Annotated in this window: 11 protein-coding genes; 7 read left to right on the top strand and 4 right to left on the bottom strand. The window is 65.7% G+C overall.

From position 1 onward, the window contains the following. Nucleotides 1-144 precede the first annotated feature (144 nt). Nucleotides 145-897 carry a TetR/AcrR family transcriptional regulator gene (locus AWC12_RS13365; protein WP_024446552.1) on the top strand — a complete coding sequence of 251 codons (753 nt, stop codon included), beginning with the start codon at nt 145-147 and terminating at the stop codon, nt 895-897. A gap of 81 nt (nt 898-978) precedes the next feature. On the opposite strand, the gene AWC12_RS13370 is transcribed toward AWC12_RS13365, so the two are convergent. The 3 genes from AWC12_RS13370 to AWC12_RS13380 form a co-directional block, all read right to left on the bottom strand. Then, entirely contained in the window at nt 979-2,154 is a 1,176-nt protein-coding gene (locus AWC12_RS13370; protein WP_024446551.1) for a thiolase family protein, read from the bottom strand. Nucleotides 2,155-2,232: 78 nt separating this feature from the next. Next, nucleotides 2,233-3,162 (bottom strand): enoyl-CoA hydratase/isomerase family protein, encoded by a 930-nt coding sequence (locus AWC12_RS13375; protein ID WP_085174864.1) that lies wholly within the window; start codon nt 3,160-3,162, stop codon nt 2,233-2,235. A gap of 10 nt (nt 3,163-3,172) precedes the next feature. Beyond that, entirely contained in the window at nt 3,173-3,898 is a 726-nt protein-coding gene (locus tag AWC12_RS13380; protein ID WP_024446549.1) for a FadR/GntR family transcriptional regulator, read from the bottom strand. Nucleotides 3,899-4,060: 162 nt separating this feature from the next. Here AWC12_RS13380 and AWC12_RS13385 point away from each other — a divergent pair, with 162 nt between their 5' ends. Genes AWC12_RS13385 through AWC12_RS13410 form a run of 6 tightly spaced genes read left to right on the top strand, consistent with a single transcriptional unit; the run spans nt 4,061 to nt 11,003 of the window. After that, nucleotides 4,061-4,867, top strand: coding sequence for an enoyl-CoA hydratase/isomerase family protein (locus AWC12_RS13385; RefSeq protein WP_085174866.1), 807 nt, complete (start codon nt 4,061-4,063; stop codon nt 4,865-4,867). A 14-nt stretch (nt 4,868-4,881) separates the two neighbouring features. Continuing rightward, complete coding sequence (locus AWC12_RS13390) at nt 4,882-5,694, top strand: enoyl-CoA hydratase/isomerase family protein (RefSeq protein ID WP_085174868.1); 813 nt, start codon at nt 4,882-4,884, stop codon at nt 5,692-5,694. 3 nt (nt 5,695-5,697) lie between these two features. Beyond that, nucleotides 5,698-6,495 (top strand): enoyl-CoA hydratase/isomerase family protein, encoded by a 798-nt coding sequence (locus AWC12_RS13395; RefSeq protein ID WP_085174870.1) that lies wholly within the window; start codon nt 5,698-5,700, stop codon nt 6,493-6,495. Further along, nucleotides 6,495-7,937: a class I adenylate-forming enzyme family protein gene (locus AWC12_RS13400; RefSeq protein ID WP_085174872.1), complete on the top strand. Its 1,443-nt coding sequence runs from the start codon at nt 6,495-6,497 to the stop codon at nt 7,935-7,937. The genes AWC12_RS13395 and AWC12_RS13400 overlap by 1 nt, the downstream gene beginning before the upstream one ends. Then, the gene (locus tag AWC12_RS13405; RefSeq protein ID WP_085174874.1) at nt 7,934-9,502 is read left to right on the top strand and encodes a class I adenylate-forming enzyme family protein; all 1,569 of its coding nucleotides are present in this window, start codon (nt 7,934-7,936) and stop codon (nt 9,500-9,502) included. The genes AWC12_RS13400 and AWC12_RS13405 overlap by 4 nt, the downstream gene beginning before the upstream one ends. After that, complete coding sequence (locus AWC12_RS13410; protein ID WP_085174876.1) at nt 9,495-11,003, top strand: class I adenylate-forming enzyme family protein; 1,509 nt, start codon at nt 9,495-9,497, stop codon at nt 11,001-11,003. Before AWC12_RS13405 ends, AWC12_RS13410 begins: the two co-directional genes overlap by 8 nt. Here AWC12_RS13410 and AWC12_RS13415 read toward each other — a convergent pair. Further along, on the bottom strand, nt 10,992-12,203 hold the full coding sequence (locus AWC12_RS13415; RefSeq protein WP_085174878.1) for a CaiB/BaiF CoA transferase family protein: 1,212 nt from the start codon (nt 12,201-12,203) through the stop codon (nt 10,992-10,994). The genes AWC12_RS13410 and AWC12_RS13415 overlap by 12 nt on opposite strands. Nucleotides 12,204-12,385: the final 182 nt, after the last annotated feature.

Below are 12,385 nucleotides of genomic sequence, written 5' to 3' on the forward strand. Positions count from 1 at the left end.
GGAGAAGATCGGCGTCAGGATCCGATCCCGCCGGCGGCGGTAGAGTCGCCTGCGCGACAGGCTGGCGACACGAACGCAAAGGCGCAGTTCAGACTAATAGCTGTCGATAGGTTCGCGATCACGAATTGATGGAGGTAGCCCCGAGTGGCCAAACAAGCGACCGCGGAGAAGCGGCAGCGCCGCGAACGCGGGTCCATCAATCCCGACGACATCATCAAGGGCGCCTTCGAACTGGCCGAACAGGTCGGCATCGACAACCTCAGCATGCCGTTGCTCGGCAAGCACCTCGGCGTCGGGGTCACCAGCATCTACTGGTACTTCCGCAAAAAGGACGACCTGCTCAACGCGATGACCGATCGCGCACTGCGCCAGTACGCATTCGCCACCCCCTACGTCGAGGCCAAGGACTGGCGGGAGACGCTCGCCGTCCACGCCAGGTCCATGCGAAAGACCTTCATGGGCAATCCAATCCTGTGCGACCTCATCCTCATCCGCTCCGCGCTGAGTCCGCGGGCGGCGAAGGTGGGGGTACAGGAGGTCGAAAAGGCCATCGGCAGCCTGGTCGAGGCGGGTCTGTCCCCTGAAGACGCATTCGACACGTACTCGGCAATGTCGGTTCATGTCCGCGGCTCGGTGGTGCTGCAGCGGTTACGCGACAAGAACCTGGCCGGTGAAGACGGCCACGGCGACATCGACGACACGATGAACATCGACCCGGAGACCGCGCCGCTGCTAGCCGCCGTCACGGAAAAGGGGCACCACCTCAGTGCCTCCGATGATCGCAATTTCGAGTTCGGCCTGGAATGCATCCTTGAGCACGCCGCGCGGCTCATCGAGCAGAACCAGAAACCGGCACGCAAGGCCACGGCCACCAAAGCCACCGCCCGCAAGCGCTGAATTCGTCCCGCCGAAACTGCATTCCGCGTTGAGTTTTCGCGGATTTGACCGCGTGGAATGCAGTTTCGGCGAAAGGTGAGGCTAGACCTCGATGACGACGCCGCCGCCCTGGCCGCCGCCGGCGCACATCGCGGCGACACCGATGCCACCGCCGCGGCGCTGCAGCTCGTAGACCAGGGTGGTGACCATTCGCGCGCCCGAGGCGGCGATGGGGTGCCCGAGACTGCACCCGCTGCCCGAGAAGTTCACGAGTTCCTCGTCGATGCCGTACTCCCGCACGGCAGCGATCGGCACGGACGCGAACGCCTCGTTGATCTCCCACAGCGTGACGTCGGACGGTTTGAGCCCGGCGCGTTCGAGGACCTTGCCGATGACCTTGACGCCACCGAGACCGGTGTCACGCGGGTCGACGCCGACAGCGCCCCAGGCCCGCACCTTGGCCATCACGTTCAGCCCGTTGGCTGCGGCGTAATCGGCGTCGACGAGTGCGACACCGGCGGCGGCATCGTTGGTACCGCTGCTGTTGCCTGCGGTGATCGAGAAGCCCTCGATCTCGGGATGCAGAACCTTCAGACCGGCCAGCTTCTCGACCGTGGTGTCGCGGCGGGGGTGCTCGTCGACGCTGAAGTCGATGACCGAACCGTCGAACTGCTCGACCTTGAGCGGCACGATCTCGTCGAGGAATTTGCCCGCATCGATCGCGGCGATGGCGCGCTGATGCGACCGCGCGGCCCAGGCGTCCATGTCCTCACGGGTCAATCCATAAGACTGTGCGGTGTTCCAGCCCACCGTGATGGACATGTCCTTCGCGGGCGCGTCCGGCGTCTCGACGTGGGTCGGCGGCATCCAGCGCTCTTCGAACTTGAGCTCGGGGCCGGGGATGCGCCAGTTCACCAGCGGTGTCATGGACAGCGACTGCACGCCACCGGCGATCAGCACGCGCTCCATACCCGAGCCGATCTGGGCCGACGCATTGCCGATCGCGGTGAGGCTGCCTGCGCAGTGCCGGTTGACCGACTGTCCCGGCACGTGCGTGAGGCCGGTGGCATCTGCCGCATACCGGGCGAGGTCGCCGCCGCCGTAGTGCGATTCGGCGAAGATGATGTCGTCGATGTCGGCGGGGTCGACGCCCGAACGCCGAACGATCTCCGGCAGCACCGTGGTGATCAGGGTTTCGGGCGGGGTGTTGACCAGCGTGCCCTTGAACGAGCGGCCGATGGCCGTCCTGGCAGCACCGACGATGACGGGTGTGGGCATGCTTTCGACCTCGGTTTCATGACAGAAGGACGTTACAAAAGTAACAGATAATGTAGCGCGGCCAGAAGGTGAGCCCGGTCACTGTGGGTTCGGGTCCGGCTCGGGGACGTGGAAATGCTCGTCACGCAGGCGGAACGCTTCTTTGGTCCCGTGTTGCGCCCGCGTCTTGACGAAGTTGAACTCGCCCTCGGCGAATTGCAGATTCGTGCCGTACGCGTGGAAGAGATAACTGGCGACCTCCTCGCCCTGGTAGGCCTGGCTCTGTTCGACCAGACGGAAGGCCTCCTTGGCGATGACCACGCCGTCGGCAGGCATCTTCGCCGCCTTCTCGGCCCAGTATCGGGCCCGTGCGGTGACCGATTCGGCAGCGCAGGTCTCGGTGAAGACGCCGAGATGTTCGACCTCCGCCGCGCGGATGATGTCGCCGGTGAGCAGCATGCGCCGCGCCAACACCGGGCCCAGGCGGTGGAAGAACATATGCAGGCTGCCCAGGGCAGGGCCGAGAAACCGCGTGGCGGGCATTCCGATTCTCGTGTCGCGGGCGATGACGGAGATGTCAGTCATCAAGGCGATCTCGAAGCCGCCGCCCAGCGCGTAGCCGCTGATCTCGCCGACGGTGACCTTCGGGAAGCCCAGCAGATTGTGATAGAACCCGAACGACTTTCGGTCGACAGTCAAGCGTCTACGTTGGGACGGCCGGCTCTTGCGACCCGGCTTCTGCTCATCGCTACCTGTCTGCTCTTCGCGCAAGCGCTCATCGCTACCACCTGTGCCGTACCAGCCGTAGGCGTTGTTCATATCGGCCCCGGTGCTGAAAACCCCATCCGCGCCGCGCAGCAGAACGACGGTGATGTCGTCATCCTCGGCAACCTCGTCGAGGTATCGCCCCAGCAGGTTGCGCATCGCGGCGTCATAGGAATTGCGCTGTTTCGGGTTGTTCAGCGTGATGGTCGCGATGCGCTTGTCGCGATCGACGTCGAACAGCACACGATCGTCTTCGGCGGTCATGTCCGGCCTCTCAGCTTGTGATCAGTTTGGCGTCGATGGTCTTGTCCGAACCGGCGGCGAGGGTGCTGCGGCGCGCGGCGGTGAGGTGGTCCTGCGCGAGACGCATTGCACGAGAGGAATTCCCCTCGGTGATGGCATCGAGCAGTTTCTGGTGGGCACGAAGCGCGGCCCGCATCGTTTTGGGCTCCATCGGGTCACCGGCGTGGTGGTCGTCGCTCCACACCGATGACTCGTGTGCCGACCAGATGACTTCCAGCGATCCGATCAGCAGGATCATCGGCTCGTTGCCGCACCGGGAGACGATCGCCTCATGGAACCTGCGAGCATTCGGCACATAGCTTGCTGGAGTGTCGAATTCGGCGGTCTGCGCGTCGACGGCAGCCTGCAGATGGGGCACCACCTCGACCATCCGGTCCGGGCGGGCGGCGCACATGCCCGCGCAAATCGGCTCCAGATGCAGCAGCGCCTCGCTGACATCTGCGGGCGTGGCAGATCGCGTCTGCAGCACCATGCTGATCATCTGCGCCGTACGCTCCGCCGACGGGAGGTGGACGACGGCACCGCCCACATTGCCGCGCCGCACGGAGATCAGCCCGTCGGATTCGAGGATGTGGATCGCCTCGCGCACAGCGGGCGGGCTCACCCCGAACTCGGCGAAAAGCGCTTCCTGCGAGGGCAGCACGTCCCCCTCTTTGAGTCGTCCGGTCAGGATGTCGTCGCGCAGACGAGATGCCACGAGTTCTGCGACCCGGGGCTGACGAATTCGTGGTCCTCGCGGCTGAGACGACACTGTTCCGCTGGCGGCCTTTCCTTGCTAAGTTGTACAGGATAGTAATCGTAGTACCAACTGTATGGCTATCTGTATAGCCCCGAGACGGCCCGAGAGGACGGTGGCTCGGTGCGCGACGACGCGGACTCGGGCGCGGTGCGCCCGGTCAGAGACGGTCCCATCCTGCGGATCATCCTGGACCGGCCGAGCAGACGTAACTCGTTGAGCCACACGATGGTCGACGAGCTCGTTGCGATCCTCACCGACGCCGCCTCAGACGACACGCTCCGCGCTGTCCACATCGACGGCGCGGGTGAGGATTTCTGCGCGGGCGCCGACTGGGTGGCGACCAACAGCAACGACGGCAAGCCCCGACCGGGCAACCTCACCCGACGCATCCCGCACACGGCCAATCGAGTGGTCGAACTCATTGCGACGATCCAACTTCCGGTGGTCTGCAGCGTCCGGGGCTGGGCGGTCGGCCTCGGCTGCAATCTCGCACTCGCCGCCGATTTCACGGTCGCCACCCATGATGCGAACCTCTGGGAACCGTTCATCGACCGCGGCTTCAGCCCCGACTCCGGTGCCACCTGGCTGCTCCCCCGCCTCGCCGGCGTGACGCGAGCCAAACGCATGCTGCTTCTCGGCGAGAAGGTCACCGGTATCGATGCGGCCGACTGGGGGCTTATCTACGACGCCTTCCCAGAAGACGACCTCGCCTCTGTGGCAGAGGATCTTCTCTCGCGACTGGCCTCTGGCCCCACCGTCGCCATCGGTCTGGCCAAGCAAGCCATCAACTTCGGGCATGGAGCATCGCTGCCGGAATCAATGGCCCACGAGCTGAGTGGCCTCGAATTATCCAGCCGAACAGCAGACTTCAGGGAGGGCCTGGCCGCGTTCCGAGCCAGGCGAGCACCCGACTTTCAGGGCAGATAGACGAAAGAAGGAACGTGAGTTCTCCTCAGTACGACACCATCACCTACGACGTCGACGGACATACGGCCACCATCACGTTGAATCGCCCCGAGGCGCTCAATGCGCTCTCACCCCAGATGGTCACCGAGTTGCGGACGGCCTATGACGAAGCCGAGGGTGACGACAACATCTGGCTGATGATCGTGACCGGCAACGGACGCGCGTTCTGCACCGGAGCCGACGTCACCGAGATCCCCGAGGACGGCAAGGTCATCTACGAGCGTCCCTACCTGTCCACCTACGACCAGTGGGAGGCACCCCAGGAGGGCACTCCCCCGTTCCGCCGGATGGCCAAGCCGGTGCTGGCGGCCATCAACGGCATCTGTTGCGGCGCAGGGCTGGACTGGGTCACCACCGGTGACATCGTGATCGCGTCGGACAAGGCGACGTTCTTCGACCCGCACGTGAGCATCGGCCTGGTGGCAGCACGCGAGATGGTACGGCTGGCACGCGCGCTGCCTCGCTCGGTCGCCCTGCGCATGGCACTGATGGGCAAGCATGAGCGGATGAGCGCAGAGCGCGCCTACGAGCTCGGAATGATCACCGAGGTGGTCGAACACGACAGGTTGCTCGAACGCGCGCACGAAATCGCCGACATCGTGAACTCCAATGCACCGCTTGCTGTCCGGGGAACCCGCCTGGCCATCCACAAGACACTCGACCTGCCCTTGCTCGAGGGCGAGATCCTCGCCGAGACGTTTCGTGAGCGCGTCGTCCGCACCGAGGACGCCAAAGAGGGTCCGCTGGCGTTCGTCGAGAAGCGCGCGCCCAACTGGCAGTGCCGTTAGGGAATGCCCGTGAAGCCGACACCGACCTTCGACACGATTCTGCTCGATCTTGACCACGACACCCGCGTCGCCACCATCACGCTGAACCGGCCCGAGGCGCTGAATTCGTTCAACCGAACCATGTGCGAGGAGATGCGCGACGTCTGGCACGTGATCAAGTCCGACGAGGACATCAACGCGGTGGTACTGCGCGCATCCGGCGAGCGCGCCTTCAGCGCCGGCCTGGACATCAAGTCGAGCTATGGGCAGCCTGACATCGTCTGGAATCACGAGGATCCCGGCGAGCTGTTGAGCCCCAAATGGCAGAAGATGTGGAAGCCGGTGATCTGCGCCGTGCAGGGTATCTGCACGGCGGGCGCGCTCTACTTCGTCAACGAGGCCGATGTCGTGATCTGTGCCGACGGCGCGACCTTTTTCGACTCCCATGTCAGCGCGGGCCTGGTCTCCGCGCTCGAGCCGGTCGGCCTGATGCGGCGCGTCGGGCTCGGTGACACGCTGCGCATGGCGCTGATGGGCAATGACGAACGAGTCGGCGCGCAGACCGCGCTGCGGATCGGGCTTGTCACCGAAGTCGTTCCGGAAAACGAACTTTGGGACCGCGCTCACGACATCGCGCAGACTATCGCCGCCAAACCGCCGACCGCCACCCAGGGCACGGTCAAGGCGATCTGGGAATCCCTCGACAAGCCCTACCGGGCCGCGATGGATCAGGGCTTGATCTATACGCGTCTGGGAAATCCGATCGCCACGCGGGAGCTCGCCGAACGCCCGATTCCCAAAGCGGCTCCGCGGATTCGCTGATGCACCCGCTCTCACAGCGCATCATTGATGTTCTGGGCCTCGACCGGACTGCGCCAGCGATCCAGTTCGAACGACAGTGGTCCACCTGGGGTCAGCTGGCCGCGTACGCGGACGAGATCAGCGCCCTCGCCGGCACCGGTCGAGTGGGAATCATGTTGCGCAACAGCCCTCTTCATGTCGCAGCTCTCCTCGGCGTCCTGGTGGGTGGCGGCACCGTGGTCGTCATCAACCCAGCGCGCGGCGACGAGCGCACCAGGGCCGAGATCGAGCAATTGCAGCTTCCTGTCATCATCGGACTCCCCGAGGATCTCGCGGCGCTGGCGCCGGGAACGACGGCCACCACCGTCACCCTCGACGACCTCGATAGCGGCCCCGCCATCACACCTGGGGCGACGTCCGAGGATGTCGGTCGCCCCGGCGTCGCGGTGTGGATGCTCACCAGCGGCACCACCGGGCCGCCGAAGCGGGTCGACCTCACCTACGACATGCTGGCCCGCAGCGTGCTAGGCCGCGAACCCGAGAAGTCTCCAGCCCCGGAGAAACTCCGTAGGGGTGTGGCGATCGTCAACTCACCGCTGGTACACGTCGGGGGTGTGTTTCGGGTACTTCTCTGCTTGGTCGAGGCCCGGCCTTTTGTGCTACTACCGAAGTTCGAGCTGACGAGCTGGGCGGACGCCGTGCGCGAACACCGGCCGAGAGCGGTGTCGCTGGTGCCCGCAGCCCTGCGAACCGTGCTCCACTCCGAGCTCACACGCGACGACCTGGCCGGCGTTCAGGTGGTGACGTCGGGAACCGCCCCCCTGTCGGCCGACGATGCCGATGCGTTCACGGCGAAGTTCGGCATCCCCGTACTGACCTCCTACGCGGCCACCGAATTCGGTGGCGGGGTGGCGAGTTGGACGCTGCCGGACTACGAGAGGTTCTGGAAGGACAAGCGCGGCAGCGTGGGCCGGGCGAACCCCGGAGCGCGGCTTCGGGTCGTCGACCGAGACGGCGCCCCGGTGGAACCGGGAACTGAGGGGGTCCTCGAAGTGATCCCAGCGCAGGTGGACGGCGATGCCGGGTGGATGAGGACCACCGACCTCGCACGCATCGACGCCGACGGGTTCGTATGGATCCTGGGACGCGCCGACCAGGCCATCATCCGCGGCGGGTTCAAGGTGATGCCCGACGACGTCAAGAACGCGCTGGAAAGCCATCCTGCCGTCGCCGGCGCCGCAGTGATAGGACGGCCGGACGCCCGCCTCGGCGAAATTCCGGTGGCCCTCGTCGAACTCCGCCCCAACGCAACGGCTGACCCCGACACGCTGATCGCGCACGCAGCAGACCGTCTGGCGCGCTACGAGATCCCGGCGCAGGTCGTGATCGCCGCCGAGATCCCCCGCACCCCCTCGGGCAAGCCCGACCTGACGGCGGTCCGATCATTCTTTCCGCCACCGTGACCACCCCGCGCGACACCGTCGCAGGACTGCTGCGCGAACGGCAACGGCTCGCCGACAAGGCTCTGCTGATCTGTGACGACGACCGACTGACCTACGCCGACGCCGACGCGCGATCCTCGGTACTGGCGCAACGCCTCGTCACACTCGGCGCCGGTAAGGGCACGCACGTCGGCCTGTTGTATCCCAACGGATCCGAGTTCGTCGTCGCGATGCTCGCCGCGGCACGCCTCGGAGCCGTCGTGGTGCCGTTCTCCACCTTCAGCACTCCGAACGAGCTCCGTAGGCAGCTCCTCGACAGCGACGTCAGCATCCTGCTCGCCGCCCGCACCTACCGCAACCACGACTACGAGGCCGCCCTGCGCGAGGCGGTGGGTGCACCGCCGGCGACGGGCTCCCTGTTCAGTGCCACGGTGCCGGTGCTGCGCCACATCGTCTTCGACGGCGAGTTCGACGCGGATACCGATCCGCGATTGATCGAGGTAGTCGAGGACCTGCAAGATCACGTCGCCGGCTGCGACGTGCTGGCGATCATCTATACCTCGGGCTCGACAAGCGACCCGAAGGGCGTCGTCCACACGCACGCCTCGCTGATCGGCCATCAACGGAGCCTCAACGAGATCCGCGCACTCACCGAGTCCGATCGGCTGTTCTGCAACTCGCCGTTCTTCTGGATCGGCGGATTCGCCTTTGGACTTCTCGCCACGCTGGTGGCAGGGGCCACGCTGATCTGCTCCAACGCAACCGACGCCGGACGCACCCTCGACCTCATCGAGGCCGAGAGGCCGACCGTCACAAATGGTTTCGTGGCCGGTATCGCACACCTGACCCGGCACCCGAGCTTCGCCCGCCGCGACCTGTCGTCGATGCGGCGCGGCAACCTCTACCCCATCATGGCCGCCGACGTTCGACCCGTTGATCCCGAACTCCGACACAACATGCTCGGCATGACCGAAGCCGGCAGCGTTGTCCTGCTCAGTGGCGACGAATCGGACCAGCCGGAGAGCCGACGCGGATCCTTCGGCTTCCTTGCCCCTGGCTTCGAGGCACGGGTCGCCGATCTCGACACCGGTCGTGACACGAAAACCTCTGTCGGAGAGCTCCTTCTGCGTGGACGGTTCCTGATGCAGGGCTACTACGGGCGCAGCCGGGAGGAGACGTTCGACGCCGACGGCTGGTTCCACACCGGCGATCTGGTGAGGCGCGACGACGACGGGGTGTTCTACTTCGTCGGCCGGACCGGCGCGATGATCAAGACGGCGGGCGCCAACGTCACCCCTGCGGAGGTCGAGAAGGCTCTCAACACGGTCCTGCAACCGATCGATCGCGGCGCCATCGTCCACGTCCTCGGCCTGCCCGACGACGAACGCGGGCAGATCGTCGCCGCCGCCATCGCCACCGACACTGTGACGGCTTTGGATCAGCAGGAGGTGCTGAGGGCTCTGCGGCCGCAGTTGTCCGCCTACAAGATCCCACGGCGAATGATCACACTGCGCCACGACGACGTCCCGAGGCTGTCCAGCGGCAAGGTCGACCTTCCCACGTTGAGAAGGCGCTTCGATGCCTGACACCGTCGACGTCCTGCTGCGTGATCAGGCTGCGCGCTACAGGCAGAAGGACGCGATCGTCGATCCCGCCGACCGGATCTCCTACGTCGAGCTGGACGAGCAGACCCGCGACCTCGCGGCCGTCTTCGTGGCGTCCGGGGTGAACAAGGGAGCACGCGTAGGCCTGATCATGCCCAACGGCGTGATGTGGGCACGAATCGCGCTGGCTCTCATGCGAATCGGCGCCGTGGTCGTACCGTTGAGCACCCTGCTGACACCGCGCGAGCTCACGGCGCAGTTGCGTACCGCGTCGGTACAGCACCTCATCGCCGTCGAAGAGTTCCGTGGGCACCGTTACCTCGACGGGCTCGACGGTTCGTTGCCCGCGCTCCAGAACGTATGGACCACGGATCAGATGGGCGCACTGCCCAGCCACGCGGCGGCGACCGAAGTCGCCGCGGCGATGTCCCGCGGTGTCCGGCCGGCCGACTCGATGGCGATCATCTTCACGTCCGGCAGCAGCGGACAGCCGAAGGGTGTCTGTCATTCGCACGGCAACGCGATCGGCGCGGTACGTGCCGGTCTGGGACCGCGCTGCGTCGACGCCGATACGCGCCTGTATCTTCCGATGCCGTTCTTCTGGGTGGGCGGACTCGGCGGTGGTCTGCTGTCCGCGCTGATCTCCGGGGCGACGCTGATCACCGAGCCTGTCCCCCGGCCTGATTCGACGTTGCGGCTGCTGGCAGCAGAACGGGTGACATTGTTCCGCGGCTGGCCCGACCAGGCGGAGGCGTTGGCCCGGCACATTCCGAGCTCGGGCGTCGAGCTGACGACGCTTCGACCCGGCAGCCTCGACGCTGTGCTGCCGCCGCAGATGCGTTCGCGGCCGGGACGTAGGGCCCGCCTGTTCGGGATGACCGAGTCGTTCGGGCCCTACTGCGGCTATCCCGCCGATACCGACATGCCCGAATCAGCCTGGGGCAGCTGCGGTCAACCGTTCGAGGGCATGCGGGTGCGGATCGCCCATCCCGAGTCCGGTCAGGAGGCGCCCACCGGAAAGATCGGCGTGATTCACATCGGGGGTCCGCACGTAATGCGGGGCATCTGCGGACGAAGCCGAGAAGAGGTATTCACTCCCGACGGCTACTACCCGACCGGCGACCTCGGTCATCTCACCGGGGACGGGTTCCTCTTTTATCACGGCCGCTCCGATGACATGTTCAAGGTCAACGGCGCCACGGTGTATCCCACTGAGGTGGAGGATGCGCTACGGGCTCTCGACGGTGTCCGGATGGTTTTTGTGACGAATGTGGCTGGTCCCGAGGGTAATCGGGTTGCCGCCGCGGTGGTGCCCGACAGCGGTGTGACGGTTGAGCAGTTGCGGTCGGCGGCACGCACGCTGCTGAGTAGCTTCAAGGTCCCGACTGTCTGGAGACTCCTGGACAGCGAGGACGACGTGCCGCGTGGCCCGACAGGGAAAGTCGATGTGACGCGGCTGCGCGCCCTGTTCTCAGACGACTGATCGCGAGCGCAGACTCGTGACCTGATCGGCGCTGTAACCGATCTCGCCCAGGATTTCTTCGGTGTGTTCGCCCAGCAGCGGGGCGCGACGGCGGATCGCGCCGGGCGTCTCGGAGAGCCGAAACGGGGTCTCGATGATCGGCACGTCCCGCGCCGTTCCGGGGAATGGCATGCGCTGGAGGTAACCCATCGCCTCGACATGCGGATCGTCGAGCACATCCTGTGTCGAATGCAGCGGCGCGGCAGGCAATTTGGCGTCCTCGAGAAGCGCGAGCACCTCGGCCTTCGTCTTGTCGGCGCACCATTGCGCCATGATGTCGTTCAGTTCCGCGCCGTGTTCCCAGCGTAGGTCGTCATCGGCGAACCGCGGGTCGTCGAACAGTTCCGGTCTGCCGACGAGCCGGCACCAACGCTTGAACATCGGCGGTCCCGCGATCTGGAGCAGCACCCAACCACCGTCGGACGTTCGATACAGGTCGCACGGGGCGACGGACGTCCCTTGATTGACCATCCGGGGCTTGTCCGTCCCGAGAAGCGCGCGCTCGATGAGGAACGCGTTCGACAGCATCAACGCTGTGGGCAGCAGGGCGCCTTCGACATGCTGGCCCACGCCGGTGCGATCGCGGTGGTACAGGGCCATCATCACGCCGATCGTCAACGTCAGCGCGGTGCCGAAATCCGCATAAGGCACCACGGTCCGGATCGGTGTGTCGGGGAGACCCTGCCGGTACACCGCACCCGACATCACCTGTCCTGCACCATCGAAGCCGATCCGGTCACTGTAGGGCCCGCCCTCGCCGTAAGCGGTCGCACTCGCCAGGATGATGTCGGGCTTGATCGCGCGCAGGGTGTCGTAGTCCAGGCCGCTCGCCCGCATTCCCGCCGCGGGCATGTTGGCGACCACGACATCGGCGCCGGCGACCAGCTTGCGGGTGATCTCCCGCCCCTCCTCGATCGTCGTGTCCAGCGTCAGTGATCGCTTGTTCCGATTGCACTGAAGGAATGTGCCGCCCTCACCGCTGTCGGCGACCGACTGAACCCACCGGTCCTCGCCGCCTTCCCGCTTCTCCACCCGGATGACATCGGCGCCCATATCCGCCAGCAGGGCCGCGCACCACGGCGCCGCGATGAACCGGCCATAGTCGAGCACCCGGATGCCTTCCAGGACGGCGGCTAAGCCGCCAATGGACCCGCTGCCCATGACCCGCCTTTACAGAGAAGCTGACTGTAAGCATTACGGTATCAGTCATCACGGCCACTCTATGACCACAACGTGCGCCGCCGTCCTCGCAGACAGCCACGCCTGCGATCCTGCATCCCTCCGAACAGCTGTGACGAAGCGGTCTTGACACCGTTCAGCGTGACGTGCATCATCTGACAAAA

This window comes from Mycolicibacterium iranicum (genome assembly GCF_002101705.1).
Classification (GTDB): domain Bacteria; phylum Actinomycetota; class Actinomycetes; order Mycobacteriales; family Mycobacteriaceae; genus Mycobacterium; species Mycobacterium iranicum.